Genomic DNA, 16,138 nt, shown 5'->3' on the forward strand with positions numbered 1-16,138 from the left:
GACAAAGTATTGATAAGCGCTTTAGAGCACTCTCTACGATGTGCTGAGCAAAACCAAGACGAGGCAAAAACAGACGAAAAAGCGGAGTCTATAAGTTATAAATGAGCATTTTGAGTCTGTTTTTAACAAAGTATTGGTGCGCTCAGTAATCGCACCTAATGATCTGGTGGACAGATACGAACTCCCGCATGACTAAACGGCACCTCTTTCGAAATATTCAAACGAATCAAAATCGGCGTTAGCGCTTCAACGCAACGAGCGCTTTCAGCTAACCCAGCGTTGTAGGCTTTGGTGCCCATTTTTTCGATTAACGCCATGACACGTTTTTTGGCATCAAGGTCATTGCCGCACACCAAGATGTCGCAGTTGATGCCACGAGATAAGTCATTCAAAGTCACTGCCGACACGTTATGTAAGGCGCCAATAACAGGAATTTCGTCGCCTAATAACAACTGAGCCGATTCTGTCACCGAGCCAGCTGCTGGCATCACCACGGCCTTTGGGTTACCCGGAGCCAATGGCACAACGATGTCGACCAAGGTTTTGCCAACGAGTAATGGTGCTAATGCTGTCAAGGTGGCATCGTGACCACTATAGGGAACCGATAAAATCACCAGATCGTCTGCGGCTTTGGTCGCGTCTTCCATCGACAAGCCCGTAATGTCCGCCTTACAATCCTGTTCCGCCAAGGTGGCGATAAGCTGCTGTGCGGTTTCTGCTGCCTTGGCAGGATCACGAGAGCCCAATACCACGCTGACGCCAGCCAATGCTAAACGCAGGGCCAGTCCTTTCCCTTGCGGGCCGGTTCCGCCAATGATGGCGACTTTATTGTTTGCTTCGTCTTTCATCTAAAAAGATCCTCGTTGTGAGCACGAATCAGGTCTCGGCTCGAACTGTCGGTTTTTGGCCAAGATAGGCCGCGGAATACAATCACTGGCGACTTGGCGCTTTTTTCCATCAGTAAGCCAGATGCTGCAGCCAGTTCATCCGCAAAGGCTGGCGCGGTGACACTCAAAGGTCGTCCAAAGGCATCCAGCTCACCCAACATGTGCATCACGCCCGGCACATTCGCCAAGCCAATCGCCACGTTGGTTTGCCCCAATCGCCAAGGACGACCAAAGGTGTCGCTGATCACCACGCCCAAATCACAGCCAAAATGGGCTTCTAATTTGTGACACAGTAATTGCGCACTTTTGTCTGGGTCCTCGGGGAGTAAAATCAGTTGACCGGGATGGTCGGCATTGGATTCATCCACCGCCGCATTGGCGCAGATGTAGCCATTTTTATGTTCTGCGATCAGCACGCCTTCTTCTTGATCAGGTCGTTTCATCGCTCGAACAATACGTGTTGATTGCGAAAGAATAACTTCAACTTTACGCGGGTCTTTATTAACGGTTTTCGCCAACTCGATGGCTTCTTCACTGGGCGTAATGTCTTCCAAATAGGCACAAGCACCCTCGCTTTTAGATACCACTTTGTGAGCAATGACCAAGATGTCGCCAGCTACCAAGGTTTGATTTTGCGTAGTTAAGGTATCAATAATTTTTTGTGCTAAATCGTCGCCCTGCTGAAAATCCGGCAAGCCCATCAAGCGGAACATACTCATTGAATCAGGCATAGTGGCGCTCCTTAATGAGCGATTTTTTCATCAATGAGGAACCAGTGTCGCGCCATGCTTTGAAGCGTTCAGGTTGACGAATCACGGCAACTTTAAGGTCTTCACTCTGATCGATATCCAACGCGAGATTGGCAAGATGCAAACTACGACAAACCAGTCGATTATTCGCGGCGTTAGCTTTGTGGGCAGACGCCGAATCACAACCATATTCAAAATGAATCGCATCCGGAGGCGATGTTAATAACGCATTAGTACCGCCGTCTTTGGCAACGGCAATCACTACTTGCGCGTCATGAATTGCCGTCATCAACGTGGTGATTTCTTTAGGGTCCAAAACCGCAATGTCACTAGGAACAATAAGTTGGCTGTCGTAGCCGGATTTTTTCACCCAATCACAGGCAAAATCCAACGCGCCGTTTAAACCCTTTTCCCCATCGTCAAACAAGGTGTTTGCTTCATAAGATTGAGCAATACTAAGTACTTCAAGGGATTCACTCACCACCAGCACGTCTAACATGGGGAAATGTCGCTGAAAAAATGCCAAGGTGTTTTCAAACAGTGTCAGGGACAAGCTTTCACGAGCCGCATCCGACAAACTGCCAACCAATCTTTGTTTGGAACGCTTGGGCGATTTCATCGGAATCACTACGCAAAGCTTATCGATTAAGTGATAAATGCTTGGAGAATACGTTGCAGAATGATGTGTCATTAGGCCGCCCTCTGCTTTTTATAATATAAGGCGAACTCGACCACTTGCGTGAGTAACGCCGTTTTTTCCTCAGGTGTTTTCATCAGAGTTGGCGTTACCAGTACATCCAGACCTTGCGCTTGCAACCATGCGGTATCTTGCTGATCCACATCGTCAATCACCATGCCATGCAAAAATGAACTGTAACAGTCAAAGATGCCTTTTGAATCGATGCTTTTCCCTGCACTTTCGAGCATTTTATCCGCAGGGCCTTTTACCGTTTTTCCGCCAATTAAAGGTGAAACAGCAATGACATAAGCGCCGCTTTTTTCCACTGCTTGCTGAATTTCCGGCACAGCGAGAATGGCACCAATGCTGACAATCGGATTGCTCGGCGCGATGATAATTAAGTCACTGTTAGCAATTTGTTCTAAGGCTTCACGAGTCGGCTTGGCGTTTGCGATGCCTTGATACTCGATATCTAGCACGTCGGACTGACAATGCTCGCGCACAAAGAACTCTTGGAAAGACAACCAGCCTTGTGGCGTCTTCACTCGGGTTTGCACTACATCGTTGGTCGGCAACAAAATCGGCACGCTAACGCCATGACGCTTCGCCAAACGTTCGGTAATCTCGCTAGCGCTGACGCCTTGGTGTTTTAAATTCGTTCGGTAAATATGCGTGGCTAAATCCAAATCACCCAAGGTCATCCAAGTGTCTTGTCCTAAGGCTTTTAACTCAGTCAGTACTTGGTGAGTTTCGTTCTTGCGTCCCCAACCTTGCTGGCGATCGATCTGATCGCCCAAGGAATAAATCAAGGTATCGATATCTGGTGAGACCCAAAGACCGTGAAATTCATCGTCGTCAGCAATGTTACCAATGATCTTGGTCGAGCTGGCGTATTGGCTTTTTGCCAAACCTTCTGCGGCTTTGGCACCACCAACCCCGCCAGCCAACAAGGTGATATTTAAACCTGTCATTACGCCACTCCCTGAATCGCAATGCGGTTCGTTAATGCTAAGCTGGCGCCATTCCCTTCAACTAAATAGTCCTTTACCACTTCATATTTGGTACTGCGCTGTACCGCATGCAAACCCGCCGCTTGGATATTAGCGACCATATCTTCTGGGAAGACTTCTTGACCATGCTTAGCACCAGCCGCGCGGGAAATGCTTTCGTTCATCAAGGTGCCGCCCAAATCATTAGCGCCTGAGCGCAGCATTCTAGCGGCCACATCTGGGCCCATTTTCACCCATGAGGCTTGGATGTTATCGATATGACCTTGCAGCATCAGGCGAGCAATGGCGTGCATTTTGAAATGCTCGTCTTGGGTTGGGCCAGGGCGAACCTTGTCTGGGTTGTCGTTGTATAAACGGGTTTCGTAATGGATAAAACCCAGTGGAACGAACTCGGTAAAGCCGCCGGTTTCTTTTTGAATATCGCGTAATAATTTGAGGTGATTTGCCCAATGAATCGGCTGATCCACGTGACCATACATAATAGTCGACGTCGTCGGCACACCAACAGAATGAGCGGCTTTGATAATGCGCACCCACTCTTCTGTGGTGAGTTTATTTTTGGTCAGTTGTTTACGTACTTCGGTATCTAAAATCTCTGCCGCTGTGCCCGGCATAGAACCCAAACCAAGGTTCTTTAACTCGGTCAGAAAGACTTCTGGCTCAAGACGGCCTTTTTTGCAGCCATACCAAATTTCAAATGGCGAAAAGGCGTGAATATGAATTTCTGGCACACGTTTTTTCACCGCAATAATAAGGTTACGGTAATAATCTGCGTCTATGTCTGGATGCAATCCACCTTGAATACAAACTTCTGTCGCACCGCGATTCCAAGCTTCTTCGGCTCGATCTGCAACTTGCTCAACGGTGAGAAATTCCGCTTCTTTATCGCCTTTTTCTTTAGCGAAATTGCAAAATCGGCAACCCATGTAACACACGTTAGTGAAATTGATATTGCGCGTAATCACAAAGGTTCCGACATTGCCGACGCGTTTTTCACGCACTTTATCAGCGGTGTCTAACACCGCTTGGGCTTCTGCACCTTGCGTAGCAAACAGCACACAGGCGTCTTCGACATTCAGCTCTTCGCCCAATAAAGACTTATCCAAAATAGTTCGAACAGATTCACTTACTTGGGCATTGTTTGACGTTAAAGGAAATAGGTTCATGCGATAACTCCTCCACTCACTTGAGCTGCACGGCTAACCAGCGACGCGACTCGTTGCGTTAAATTAGGTGTTAGATATTTATTGTCCTGATGCTGAAAGCGGTCATAAATGGTCAGACGTTCTGCCAGCGAATAACCCAAACCTTCACAAGCTTGTGCCACGCTACTGATCTGCGGCCATGCTCGTTCTGGGTTAATGAAGTCTTTGGTCAAAGGCGAAATACCGCCCCAATCATTGATACCTGCATTGATGTAACTGCCATATTCGACTTCCAAATTTGGCGGTGCTTGTATGCTGATGTCATCGGGCAAGATCAAACGGGCAACGGCGATGGTGCGCTTCATGTCGTCTAAATTGGGTTCTTGATAATCGGCCATTGCCGTGCCTGCTTTGGCGCGAAAGTTCTGAATGATGACTTCTTGAATATGCCCATAGGTAAGATGGCGATCACGAATGGCGATGAGGCTGTTTACTCGGTCTGTCCAGCTTTCACCAATGCCAATCAGGATTCCCGTAGTGAAGGCGATATCAAGTCGACCCGCTTGCTCTATGGTGTCGAGCCGACGTTTTGGGGTTTTGTCTGGACAAGCATAATGGGCTTGACCTTTCTTGAGTAAATCGTTGGACACGTTTTCAAGCATCATCCCCATGCTGGCGGCGACGGGTTTTAGGCGTTTCAGTTCGCCGAACGACAAGGCACCCGCATTCACGTGAGGTAATAAGCTAGTGTGAGTTAACACGCTTTCGCATTGGTCATGCAGATAATCTAAGGTGCTGTCGTAACCTAAATGGGCAAGCATGTCGCGAGCCTTCTGATGACGTTCTTCTGGACGCTCGCCCAAGCTGAACAAAGCTTCTTTGCAATCTAATGCTGCGCCTTCTCGTGCAGTTTTTAACACTTGCTCCGGCGTCATATAGTTAGCGTGAGGCGAATCTGGCGATTGCACAAAAGTGCAATAACCACAGGTGTCACGACACATATTAGTTAAAGGTATAAAAACCTTTTTTGAATAAGTTAGCTGTTTGCCCCAAGCGTTATCACGCGCTTTAGCGGCTTCTTGGCAGAGTGCGTACAAGTCTGGCCCAGTAGCAAACTCATAAGATATGGCTTCAGAATCAGAGATCATATTCACTCCACGCTTTAGTGATTAAATGAGGTTTTATTAACTTTTTTACCATTTGGTATAAAAATTAATAGCAATCATTTTGCGCATAGTAAATTGTTTTTATTAGTGCAAAACACGCACTGATAAAGGGCTAGCGTTCTAAAGTTTAGTTAAGCAAAAAGTTAACCAAAAGGTTAAGGTGATGAAAAGTGGCGTTTTTTTACACAATTCAATTGATCATAAAAAACGCCATTTATTGAAATAACCGAAGAAAAAATCTATGAAATTATTTTTAATTATTTTTTTTGGCACCAAGAGCGCGCACAACGAAATCCGTCACCGCTAATTCTGCGCGTTCAAAATCATCTTCATCCAAACGATGTTTGCCTAATAGCACTTCCATTTGTACCGAAAAATCAGCATAGGTTTGTGTCGCCGCCCAAATAGTAAAAAACAAATGCTCTGGGTCTATATCGTCGACTAATCCCTTATTTATCCATGACTTAAACAAAATAACATCTCGATCAAATTGAGGTTTTAAGTGGCTAATCAGGTACTCTTTTAAGACGGGTGCACCGCTGATGATTTCATGAGCAAAGACCTTAGAACCATTCGGATACAGTCGTGAAAGCTGCATTTTTTCATGCACATAACAACGAATAATCGCTTCAGGTGTGTCGCCCTGAGTTTCTAGGAAAGACAGCTTCTCTATCCATATATCGAGCATCTCTTTTAACACTCGTTTGTAGAGTAACTCTTTGTTTGGAAAGTAATAAATAAGATTTTGCTTAGAAATAGTTGCGGTTACCGCAATCGCTTCCATCGACGAACCACTGTAGCCTTTTTCTGCAAATACCACTTCAGCAGAACGCAATATACGTGACTCTAATTCTTCTCTATTAATTGATTGTTTTGTGCGTTTCGCTTTCTTCTCAACCAAAATCCAATCTGCCTTAAATAAAAAATGTATTCTTTTTCAATCTCATAAGACGCTGTTTTTATTAAACATTATCTTTTTCACAGCTTTTAAAATAGCACAGTCAGATGACTCTAACGAGTCTTTCTCTGCAAACTTGATTAAAACTTGGCCTGCTTATTGCTGACCTGAAAGACAAGTTGTTGATCTTTTTTTATCAACGTTTTTTACCTTTTGGTAAAGGTATTGGGAGCAAGAGTAGGAGCAAGCCATGCAAGACCTTCGTATCAATGAGCAGCGCCTTTGGGACACCCTAATGGAAATGGGCGACATTGGCGGTACAGAGAAAGGCGGTTGTAACCGTCTTGCAGGAACAGACTTAGACAAACAAGCCCGCGACCTTTTTGTTTCTTGGTGTGAAGCCTGCGGCTGTACCGTTGAAGTCGATAAAATCGGCAATATCTTTGCTCGTCGCTCTGGCATAAATAATGATTTACCCGCTGTCGGGACCGGCAGCCATCTTGACACTCAACCTACTGGCGGTAAGTTCGACGGTGTCTTTGGCGTTCTTTCTGGTGTTGAAGTATTACGTACGCTTCATGAAAACAAGATTGAAACGCCCACGGCAATGGAATTCTCCGTCTGGACTAACGAAGAGGGCTCGCGCTTCCAACCTGCGATGCAGGGCTCAGGAACCTATGTTGGCCGCTTCGATCTGGAAACCGAATTAAACAAAACCGACGTCAATGGTATTCGTCTCGGCGACGAACTTGAACGTATTGGTTACTTGGGCGAGATGGAATTGGGCAGCCGACACATGGGCGCATTTTTCGAAGCTCATATCGAGCAAGGGCCAATTCTTGAAGACGAAGAAAAAGCCATCGGCATAGTCCGACTAGGCCAAGGTATTCGCTGGTACAACATTGAGGTAGTTGGTCGCCCTTCTCATTCAGGCACCACACCAATGCATCTTCGCAAGGACGCTATGTTAGCGGCTTCTGCCATTGTTACCGAAATGAACACCATCGCGCATCGTCATGAAAATGGCTTGGGGACGGTGGGTTTTATGCAAGTCTGGCCAAACTCACGCAATACGATTCCGGGCAATGTGAAATTCAGCGCCGACCTTCGTAATCCTAAACCTGATGTATTGCTCACCATGCACGAAGAGCTATTGGCGTTTTGCAAAGAAATCGCTCTCGACCATGGTGTAGAAGTTAACGTCGATCCATTTTGGTATTTCGCTCCCGTGGAATTCAACGCTTCCGACGATGTAAAAGCAGCTACAGAAAAACTCGGTTATAGCCATATGGACATTTACGCCGGTGCGGGTCACGACGCCTGTTACATGGCAGATCTTGTTCCAACTGGAATGATTTTTACGCCTTGTTTGAACGGCATCAGTCACAACGAAGCGGAATACAGCTCGCCTGAAGAATGTGCTGCCGGAGCCAATGTACTGCTGCATGCCATGCTCGAAGCCAGCGAACGCATTGCTAAAGAGCATCAATAAAATTCGAACATTAGAAGAATACAAGAGAAGAAAAAACGCGGGCTGAGATTCATAAAGGCAGCTCAACTTGAATGAAGACCTATAAATACATCAACAAATAGAAGAGGTGGCAAAAATGACCAGCAAGTCTGTTAAACAAGGTGAGTTTTATGAGTTGGAGGTCGATGGCGACCTCCAACAAAGTCCAGCGTATAACGACGATTTAGCGCCAACCAAAGTAAAAGATCGCACTTGGAGCAAATGGAATATTGCTGCGTTATGGGTGGGTATGTCTATCTGTGTGCCGACTTATACTTTGGGTGGTGTTCTAACCGCCTACTTCGGACTATCGGTAATGGAAGCGCTATTTACCATTCTCGTCGCTAACATAATATTGCTGGTCCCACTGACATTGAATGCCTACCCAGGCACTAAGTTCGGTATTCCTTTTCCTGTGTTATTGCGCTCATCATTCGGCATGATTGGATCAAACATTCCGTGCTTGATTCGTGCTCTGGTGGCCTGTGGCTGGTTTGGTATTCAAACCATGTTTGGTGGCTTGGCAATTCATTTATTCTTGTCTGCCGTATCCGATGGTTGGGCAAGTTTAGGTGGCGTTGGCGAAGTGATCGGTTTCTTCATTTTCTGGGCTCTGAACATGTACGTGGTAATCCGCGGCGCAGAATCTATCAAGTGGATGGAAACCTTATCCGCACCATTGTTATTAATCGTAGCCATTGGTCTGATGTTTTGGGCGAGCGACAAGGTATCTTTTACTGAGCTGCTTGCAACACCAGCGAGCCGCCCTGCCGACGCTGGCTTTATGGGTTACTTTCTTGGTGGTCTGACTGCTATGGTGGGCTTCTGGGCAACCTTGTCATTGAACATTCCCGATTTTAGCCGCTATGCAAAATCGCAGAAAGATCAGGTTATTGGTCAAATCGTTGGTTTACCTATCACCATGTTTTTCTTCGCGGCATTAGGTGTGGTGCTAACGGCTGCATCTACAACGCTGGTTGGTGAAACAATTTCTGATCCGATTTCTTTGATTGGTAAAATCGACAGCCCATTCTGGGTTGCTGTTGCAATGATCTTGATCGTCATTGCCACGCTTTCAACGAATACTGCAGCCAACGTGGTTTCTCCAACCAACGATTTCCAAAACATCGCACCAAAACTGATTAATCATACTCGTGGCGCTTTGCTAACTGGCTTCATTGGCATTCTGCTAATGGGTTGGGAACTACTCAAAAAATTAGGTTTGTTGGAATCGGATGTCAGCGTAGAAGGCATGTACTCAAACTGGCTACTGGGTTATTCAAGTCTACTTGGCCCGATCGCTGGCATCATGATTGTCGATTACTTCTTAATCAAACGTCAGCATTTAGATTTGGTCGCACTTTATACGCCAAACAGCCTTTATCCAGCGTTTAACAATGCGGGACTAATCGCCTTTGCAGTACCAGTTGCTATCACCTTAATTGCGCTCAATATGCCGGCTCTTGGTTGGTTCTATAACTACGGTTGGTTCACTGGTGCATTCACCGGCGCCATCGTGTACTTCGTACTTGCCAACATGCAAACCGCTTCTGCAACTCAAACTGACGCGTTGCAATCTTAATTCTATTTGGTTTTGTCGGCGGTGCTTTCGGGCATCGTCGATGTTTTTAATTCATCGGCTTTTGCACATCTGCAATCATCTGGAGGTGTGCAAAGCGCTCTCTTAAAAAAGGATGCTATATGACTCTACTAATCAAAGGTGGAACCATAGTCACCCACGAAGAAACCTTTAAAGCAGACATTCTTTGTAAAGACAATAAAATCGTCGAGATCGGCGACATCAGCGTGCTGCCAAAAGACGTTGAAACCATTGACGCCACAGGCAAACTCATCATGCCTGGCGGCATCGATCCACATACTCACATGCAGTTGCCTTTCATGGGAACCGTAGCAAAAGATGACTTTGCTTCCGGTACCGTCGCAGCTCTCGCCGGTGGCACAACGACTATTATTGATTTTGTGATTCCCAATCCTCAGCAGTCTTTATTAGATGCTTATCATCAATGGCGCGGCTGGGCGAAAAAGGCCCATTCAAATTACAGTTTCCATGTGGCGATTACTTGGTGGGATGACACAGTCGCGGAAGAAATGAAAATATTGGTAAAAGACCATGGCGTGAATAGCTTCAAACACTTTATGGCCTACAAAAATGCCATCATGGCCACCGATGACATTTTGGTTGCGAGTTTCACAAAATGCTTAGAACTCGGTGCAATCCCAACGGTTCATGCGGAAAATGGTGAATTAGTTTATCACCTGCAAAACAAACTCATGGCTGAAGGCATGACTGGACCAGAAGCCCATCCGCTATCTCGTCCTTCTTCTGTAGAAGGCGAAGCCGCAAACCGTGCAATTAGTATTGCCAACACGCTTGGCGCACCAATCTATCTTGTCCATGTCTCCACAGAAGAAGCCGTCGATGCCATTCGCTACGCCAAAGACCACGGCCAAACTGTTTTTGGCGAGGTGTTAGCAGGTCATCTCACCGTAGACGAAAGCGTTTATCAAAATCCAGATTGGGCCACGGCTGCGGCTCATGTTATGAGCCCACCATTTAGACCCAAACATCACCAAGATGCGCTTTGGAAAGGCGTTCAAGGCGGCACATTACAAACCACCGCCACCGATCATTGCGCCTTTTGTGCCGAACAAAAAGCCATGGGCAAAGACAACTTCACGCAAATTCCTAACGGTACAGCGGGCGTGGAAGAACGCATGATGGTGCTATGGGAAAAAGGCGTAAACGAAGGCAAAATCACCATGAATGAATTTGTCGCCCTAACGTCGACCAACACAGCCAAAATCTTCAATATGTATCCAAACAAAGGCTGTATTCGCGTCGGCGCTGACGCCGACTTAGTGATTTGGAATCCTGCCGCGACTAAAACGATTTCCGCGAAAACGCATCACTCGAAAATCGAACACAGCATTTTTGAAGGCATGGAAATCCACGGTGTGCCAGAAACCACTATCTGTAATGGCAAAATCGCTTGGCATGACAATGTGCTAATCGCGGAATCTGGCAATGGTAAATACATAGATCGTCCAGCTTACGCGCCTTTCTACGAATCATTAAGAAAGCGCAGAGAACTGAATAAACCCAAAGCGGTTGCGCGTTAAAAACAGACATTAACGAAGGAAGAAACAGCGGTACTTAACTGATTGAGCGAATAACATTTCGACGAGGGAGGCGTTAGTTTCGAGAAGAAATGTTATTCGGTCGATGAGAGACATCGCAGAACAAAGATCCAGACCTTCCCCTTGAAAAAAGAGGAAGATACTGAGTATTTTCGGCGGTTAAAAAATGAAAGTAACCAAAGCCTGTAACACGATAAAAGACATAATGCCTGCTAGCACATCGTCCAGCATAATACCGAAGCCGCCGTGGATGTTTTTATCGACCCAAGAGATAGGCCAAGGTTTCAAAATATCAAACAGGCGAAACAATACGAAGCCCAGCACAATATAAAACCACCCCGCAGGCGCTAGCCACATGGTAATCCAGAAACCAACAAATTCGTCCCAGACGATACCAGCATGATCGTGCACGCCCATGTCTTTCGAGGTTTTACCACAAAGATAAATTCCGACCAATGACGTCACCACCAGCACAGCAAGATACGCCATCGCGCTTAAATCTTGTAGAAACCAAATAAACAAAGGCACCGCAGCCAATGTTCCAAAGGTTCCCGGCGCTTTTGGTGCCGCGCCAGAACCAAGGCCAAACGCCAAAAAATGTATCGGATTACGCCATACCGACGCTGGGGCAGAATTCACCATGAAACCATCACCTAAAATTAAAAGTTAAAAATGCTTTGTGAGCGTCGTCATCGCCCCTAAAAATGTTGCCAGCCGGTTATCTCACCATCATAGCCCTGAATAACAAAGCCTTCCGTGACAATCTCACCTACCTTGGTACAAGGTAAGCTTAGCGTTTGCGTGATCAAGGCAATCTCTTCTGCTTGATCTTTCGGCGCGGTAAAACATAGCTCGTAATCATCGCCACCGGTTAATGCCAATGCCACAGCAGATTCAGGCTGCCAGCGACTTAACTCAGCGGAAATCGGCACACGACTCGCGTCGATATTTGCCCCGACGCCAGACGCTTTAAGTATATGCTGGATATCTTGAGCAAGGCCATCGGAAATATCCATCATGGCATGAACTACACGCTTCAGCGCCATGCCGACAATCAGCCTTGGCTGCGGTCGCCAGTAACGATCATAAAAATAATCAAAGCGCTCACTCGATACTTGTAACTCACCCGTGACAATCGGCACAGCGGCAGCGGCATCGCCTAGCAAACCTGTGACATAAATATCATCACCAACCTTTGCCCCACTGCGCTTTACCGCCATGTCTGCTTCCACATAACCATGCACTTGCAGAGTAATCGTTAATGGACCTTTAGTAGTATCGCCGCCAACCAAAGCCAAACCAATTGGCTCGGCCAGTTCCGCCATACCTTGCGCCAAACCCGCTAACCATTGCGGATCAGATTCAGGAATCGTCAGCCCCAAGGTAAAAAACGCCGGTTTCGCACCCATCGCGGCTAAGTCACTGACGCAGCTTGCTACTGCACGATAACCAATATCCACAGGATCTGCATCGAACGGAAAGTGTCGCCCTTCAACCAAGGTATCCATTGAAAACACCAGACTCTGACCTGGCGGCACTTGCACCTGAGCACAATCATCACCAATACCCAACAAAAGATCCCCGCGCCCCTGTGTACTTGCCATCACAGACGCTTGAAAGATGTTTTGTATCAACTCGAATTCTCTCAACAGAAGATCCTTGCTTATCTCGATTAAAGGTCAACCAAAGGCATTCGCCTATCTATCAAGGCAAGCCAATTTAATGACAAAGAGGATACCGTATTGTCAGCGGGATGTCAGAAACAAAGCAGGAAGAAATCACTAGAGCCAGAAACAAAACAAGGCAGACCGCTTGACGCAGATCTGCCTTGTTTATCGTAAATCGTCAGTTAAACGCTCGCAGTATTACTCGTCTTCTGAACGCTTAGCACGCTGTTTAGGCGTTGGAATTACTTCTAGGTAAAAAGACTTCCAGTGCTGGCTTTGTGCAGAACTAATATTGGCATTGATATCACCTTCGTGAATCGCTCGTGCCTTGTCCGCGACTTGACCAAACTTACAGTTAAATCCCCAAAAGTCCGCGCCTTCTGGCAATGCCTTATTACGCTCTGCTTTGATGTATTGCTTAACTTCGTTTTTCGCTTCTTCAATGAGACGTTGGTATGGTTTTTTTGGGTGAGATAAAACAAAGTTCTTTTTCATTATGATCCTAAAAATGTTGGGTAAGGCAGCGTAACAACCACCTTGATACCGTCTATGATAGCGGGTTAAGAATAAACCAGCCATCAATAAGAGAAATGTTTCGAAACAAATCGTTATTTGTTGGCTTTAGCCAAGGCTGAATATGAAGACATAAAAAAGCCCCGTTATTAGCAAGTAATAACGGGGCTCTTAGGTATCTATTAGTAATAGGTTCTATTACTTGTTCGACACTTTATTCGCTTCTCGGCGAGCGGCGATTTCTTCGCGGCGCACGCGCTGTGCTAGTTTGTCTAGAATGCCGTTAACATATTTGTGGCTTTCCGTCGCGCCAAAGCCTTTTGCTAGCTCTACGCTTTCGTTGATCGCAACGCGGTATGGCACATCTAAACGTTGAGACAACTCAAATGCCCCAATACGCATAACGGCCAATTCGATTGGGTCTAGTTCGCTTAATGGACGATCTAGTAGTTCTTCAAACAAAGCATCCAGTTTTTTAGCACTTGCCGTAACGCCTTGTAGCAATTCGCGGAAGTAGACTTTATCGCAAGAATCCATGTCTCGGTCTTGGTCCATCACGAATTGGGTTTCTATCTCGCTAACGGCAGTTTTGTTCATCTGCCACTGATAGACCGCTTGTAATGCCAAACGACGTGAAGCACTGCGCAATTGCGAACGTGAAGGCTTCTTATCCTTACGTTTTGGTGCTGGAGTTTGGTCGTTTGTTGTTTCCACTTCGCTCATTTTTTGCCTCAATTGTCCAGACTACGCTGCCTTATGGGCTGACGCTTTTGTCTGTTTTAAAGTACCCTTGGTTGTTAAAGAGCTATATTAGATACTGCATTTGGACAGTATCTGAGTCATATCGACCAAAGGTACGAATATACGGGTTGTCTTGGGCGGCGATTATAGCAACATTTATTCTAGGTTTCTCGGCAAAGTTGGCGAAATATCAGCAAGAAAAAACAATTTCCAGGGATTTTCAAAAAAAAGCCTGAGAAAGCAATGACTCAGCTTTTGGCTATTCGTCAAAATCGCCTTCAAAATCTTCATCAAGGTATTTTGGTATATAGACCAAGCGCACATCTTGCCCAACTTGGCGTACCGATTTAAGCGTCAGCTCTACTGCTTCGTCCATCGCCTCTAAAGGCAATTTAAATAACGGACGTGCGCTGGAACCCAATAGTTTCGGTGCCATGTAAACCACTATTTCGTCGATCAGACCCGCTTCTAAAAAACCACCAGCCAATTCTGCGCCAGCTTCTAATAAAATTTCGTTAATGCCTGCATCAGCAAGTTGTTCCATCGCATCCAGCAAGTCGAGTCGACCATCTTCGCCACGTGGTGCAAAACGTACAGTTACGCCTTTTTTAGTGAGCACTTCTAAATGTTCTGCTTCGACCTCTTCTTCTACTGAAAATACCCAAGCTTGATTTGCTGGATAAAGAATTTTTGCTTCTGGAAGGATTGACAAAGCTGTGTCCATTACCACTCGAATCGGCTGACGCACACTTTTCGGATCGGCTTCTTGGTCATTGTTATCTATACGAACTGTCATGCTTGGGTTGTCTGCCAACACCGAGCCAATACCTGTGACAATGGCGTCGCTTTGCGCACGTAAACGTTGCACATCAAGACGCGCCGCAGAATCAGTAATCCATTGGCTTTCGCCAGATTCCATTGCCGTGCGGCCATCCATGCTCATGGCAAGTTTCACTCGCACATAAGGAAGACCTTCACGCATGCGTTTGATAAAACCAGGATTCAGCGCTTCGCAATCAGATTCCAACACAGGACCGATGATTTCAATGCCGGCTTTTTTGATTTTCACCAAACCATTACCTGACACTTCAGGATTTGGATCTTGCATACCGTAAACAACGCGCGCAACGCCCGCTTTAATCAAGGCATCTGCACAAGGCGGAGTTTTGCCTTGATGGCTGCAAGGTTCCAAGGTGACGTAAGCAGTTGCGCCAACCGCATCTTGTTTTGCATCCGCCAATGCATTGACTTCCGCGTGACCTTCTCCGGCTTTTACATGAAAGCCTTGGCCGATGATTTGCTGATCCTTAACCAATACGCAACCAACACGTGGGTTTGGATGAGTTGTGTAGCGGCCTTTTTTCGCTAGTTGAATGGCTTTCGCCATCCAGTATTCGTGGTTATAAACTGTCATACTTGGTCTTCTTTCTTCGATTCTGGGGCGGTTTTTTTCGATTCTGGGATGGTGACGCTGTGGCTTTCTAGGCGGTCTATCGCCTCGCGGAATTCACTGATGTCTTTAAAGCTTCGATAAACGGAAGCAAAGCGAACATAGGCCACTTGATCAAGGCGTTGCAGTTCCTCCATCACAGCTTCGCCAGTCCAACGAGAAGGCAATTCACGCTCACCAGTGGCTTGCATTTTTTCTTTGATTCGAGTGATTGCAGTTTCTACCGCTTCAATGCTGACCGGACGTTTCTCAATGGCTTTAATAATGCCATTGCGCAATTTGTCCTCATCGAATGCTTCTCGGCTACCATCACTTTTGATCAGCTTAGGCATTTGTAATTCAGCCACTTCAAAGGTGGTGAAGCGCTCTTGACAATGGATACAGGTACGACGACGGCGAACTTGTGCGCCTTCAGAAACCAATCGAGAATCCACTACTTTAGTATCTTGAGTTCCACAAAAAGGGCATCGCATGGTGCTTCCAATATCGCTAATTTGGTGTAAGAATGCCTGAGATTAGGCCATCGTTTGATGGGTGAAATCATACCAACCCCGCCATAATATA

16 protein-coding genes are annotated in these 16,138 nt (G+C 46.3%); 3 read left to right on the forward strand and 13 right to left on the reverse strand.

Going from position 1 to position 16,138, the window contains the following annotated elements; translation table 11 throughout:
- Positions 1-155: 155 nt before the first annotated feature.
- From npdG to CCS02_RS14835, 7 genes are all read right to left on the reverse strand, one after another.
- Positions 156-848 (reverse strand): NADPH-dependent F420 reductase, encoded by a 693-nt coding sequence (npdG, locus tag CCS02_RS14805; protein WP_100636983.1) that lies wholly within the window; start codon positions 846-848, stop codon positions 156-158.
- Entirely contained in the window at positions 845-1,618 is a 774-nt protein-coding gene (cofE, locus tag CCS02_RS14810) for a coenzyme F420-0:L-glutamate ligase (RefSeq protein WP_100636984.1), read from the reverse strand. The genes npdG and cofE overlap by 4 nt, the downstream gene beginning before the upstream one ends.
- Positions 1,611-2,327, reverse strand: coding sequence for a 2-phospho-L-lactate guanylyltransferase (gene cofC / locus CCS02_RS14815; RefSeq protein ID WP_100636985.1), 717 nt, complete (start codon positions 2,325-2,327; stop codon positions 1,611-1,613). Before cofC ends, cofE begins: the two co-directional genes overlap by 8 nt.
- Entirely contained in the window at positions 2,327-3,286 is a 960-nt protein-coding gene (cofD, locus tag CCS02_RS14820; RefSeq protein ID WP_100636986.1) for a 2-phospho-L-lactate transferase, read from the reverse strand. Before cofD ends, cofC begins: the two co-directional genes overlap by 1 nt.
- Positions 3,286-4,491 carry a 5-amino-6-(D-ribitylamino)uracil--L-tyrosine 4-hydroxyphenyl transferase CofH gene (gene cofH / locus CCS02_RS14825; RefSeq protein WP_100636987.1) on the reverse strand — a complete coding sequence of 402 codons (1,206 nt, stop codon included), beginning with the start codon at positions 4,489-4,491 and terminating at the stop codon, positions 3,286-3,288. Before cofH ends, cofD begins: the two co-directional genes overlap by 1 nt.
- Complete coding sequence (cofG, locus tag CCS02_RS14830; protein ID WP_100636988.1) at positions 4,488-5,618, reverse strand: 7,8-didemethyl-8-hydroxy-5-deazariboflavin synthase CofG; 1,131 nt, start codon at positions 5,616-5,618, stop codon at positions 4,488-4,490. The genes cofH and cofG overlap by 4 nt, the downstream gene beginning before the upstream one ends.
- Positions 5,619-5,889: 271 nt before the next feature.
- Positions 5,890-6,537, reverse strand: coding sequence for a TetR/AcrR family transcriptional regulator (locus CCS02_RS14835; protein ID WP_100636989.1), 648 nt, complete (start codon positions 6,535-6,537; stop codon positions 5,890-5,892).
- Positions 6,538-6,784: 247 nt separating this feature from the next.
- Here CCS02_RS14835 and CCS02_RS14840 point away from each other — a divergent pair, with 247 nt between their 5' ends.
- The 3 genes from CCS02_RS14840 to hydA all read left to right on the forward strand — a co-directional run bounded on the left by CCS02_RS14840 (position 6,785) and on the right by hydA (position 11,185).
- Entirely contained in the window at positions 6,785-8,026 is a 1,242-nt protein-coding gene (locus tag CCS02_RS14840) for a Zn-dependent hydrolase (RefSeq protein ID WP_100636990.1), read from the forward strand.
- A 115-nt stretch (positions 8,027-8,141) separates the two neighbouring features.
- A complete protein-coding gene (locus tag CCS02_RS14845; RefSeq protein ID WP_198515391.1) occupies positions 8,142-9,626 on the forward strand; it encodes an NCS1 family nucleobase:cation symporter-1 in 1,485 nt (494 codons plus the stop codon).
- Between the two features lie 119 nt (positions 9,627-9,745).
- Entirely contained in the window at positions 9,746-11,185 is a 1,440-nt protein-coding gene (hydA, locus tag CCS02_RS14850; RefSeq protein ID WP_100636992.1) for a dihydropyrimidinase, read from the forward strand.
- A gap of 177 nt (positions 11,186-11,362) precedes the next feature.
- On the opposite strand, the gene CCS02_RS14855 is transcribed toward hydA, so the two are convergent.
- The 6 genes from CCS02_RS14855 to nrdR all read right to left on the reverse strand — a co-directional run bounded on the left by CCS02_RS14855 (position 11,363) and on the right by nrdR (position 16,047).
- Positions 11,363-11,845 (reverse strand): phosphatidylglycerophosphatase A family protein, encoded by a 483-nt coding sequence (locus tag CCS02_RS14855; protein WP_100636993.1) that lies wholly within the window; start codon positions 11,843-11,845, stop codon positions 11,363-11,365.
- 56 nt (positions 11,846-11,901) lie between these two features.
- Entirely contained in the window at positions 11,902-12,852 is a 951-nt protein-coding gene (thiL, locus tag CCS02_RS14860) for a thiamine-phosphate kinase (RefSeq protein ID WP_100636994.1), read from the reverse strand.
- A 216-nt stretch (positions 12,853-13,068) separates the two neighbouring features.
- Complete coding sequence (locus CCS02_RS14865; RefSeq protein ID WP_072840746.1) at positions 13,069-13,365, reverse strand: DUF6172 family protein; 297 nt, start codon at positions 13,363-13,365, stop codon at positions 13,069-13,071.
- A gap of 216 nt (positions 13,366-13,581) precedes the next feature.
- On the reverse strand, positions 13,582-14,106 hold the full coding sequence (gene nusB / locus CCS02_RS14870; protein ID WP_072840747.1) for a transcription antitermination factor NusB: 525 nt from the start codon (positions 14,104-14,106) through the stop codon (positions 13,582-13,584).
- Positions 14,107-14,383: 277 nt separating this feature from the next.
- Positions 14,384-15,538, reverse strand: a complete 1,155-nt coding sequence (gene ribD, locus CCS02_RS14875) for a bifunctional diaminohydroxyphosphoribosylaminopyrimidine deaminase/5-amino-6-(5-phosphoribosylamino)uracil reductase RibD (protein WP_072840748.1) — start codon at positions 15,536-15,538, stop codon at positions 14,384-14,386.
- Positions 15,535-16,047 carry a transcriptional regulator NrdR gene (gene nrdR / locus CCS02_RS14880; RefSeq protein ID WP_072840749.1) on the reverse strand — a complete coding sequence of 171 codons (513 nt, stop codon included), beginning with the start codon at positions 16,045-16,047 and terminating at the stop codon, positions 15,535-15,537. The genes ribD and nrdR overlap by 4 nt, the downstream gene beginning before the upstream one ends.
- Between the last annotated feature and the right edge of the window lie 91 nt (positions 16,048-16,138).

This window comes from Marinomonas sp. ef1 (assembly GCF_002806845.1).
Lineage (GTDB): Bacteria > Pseudomonadota > Gammaproteobacteria > Pseudomonadales > Marinomonadaceae > Marinomonas > Marinomonas polaris.

Coding starts and splice junctions, on each gene's coding strand:
- CCS02_RS14855 (WP_100636993.1), bottom strand. CDS start 11,845: ATGGTGAATTCTGCCCCAGCGTCGGTATGGCGTAATCCGATACATTTT.
- cofE (WP_100636984.1), bottom strand. CDS start 1,618: ATGCCTGATTCAATGAGTATGTTCCGCTTGATGGGCTTGCCGGATTTT.
- cofC (WP_100636985.1), bottom strand. CDS start 2,327: ATGACACATCATTCTGCAACGTATTCTCCAAGCATTTATCACTTAATC.
- nusB (WP_072840747.1), bottom strand. CDS start 14,106: ATGAGCGAAGTGGAAACAACAAACGACCAAACTCCAGCACCAAAACGT.
- nrdR (WP_072840749.1), bottom strand. CDS start 16,047: ATGCGATGCCCTTTTTGTGGAACTCAAGATACTAAAGTAGTGGATTCT.
- CCS02_RS14840 (WP_100636990.1), top strand. CDS start 6,785: ATGCAAGACCTTCGTATCAATGAGCAGCGCCTTTGGGACACCCTAATG.
- npdG (WP_100636983.1), bottom strand. CDS start 848: ATGAAAGACGAAGCAAACAATAAAGTCGCCATCATTGGCGGAACCGGC.
- CCS02_RS14845 (WP_198515391.1), top strand. CDS start 8,142: ATGACCAGCAAGTCTGTTAAACAAGGTGAGTTTTATGAGTTGGAGGTC.
- ribD (WP_072840748.1), bottom strand. CDS start 15,538: ATGACAGTTTATAACCACGAATACTGGATGGCGAAAGCCATTCAACTA.
- cofH (WP_100636987.1), bottom strand. CDS start 4,491: ATGAACCTATTTCCTTTAACGTCAAACAATGCCCAAGTAAGTGAATCT.
- CCS02_RS14865 (WP_072840746.1), bottom strand. CDS start 13,365: ATGAAAAAGAACTTTGTTTTATCTCACCCAAAAAAACCATACCAACGT.
- cofD (WP_100636986.1), bottom strand. CDS start 3,286: ATGACAGGTTTAAATATCACCTTGTTGGCTGGCGGGGTTGGTGGTGCC.
- cofG (WP_100636988.1), bottom strand. CDS start 5,618: ATGATCTCTGATTCTGAAGCCATATCTTATGAGTTTGCTACTGGGCCA.
- hydA (WP_100636992.1), top strand. CDS start 9,746: ATGACTCTACTAATCAAAGGTGGAACCATAGTCACCCACGAAGAAACC.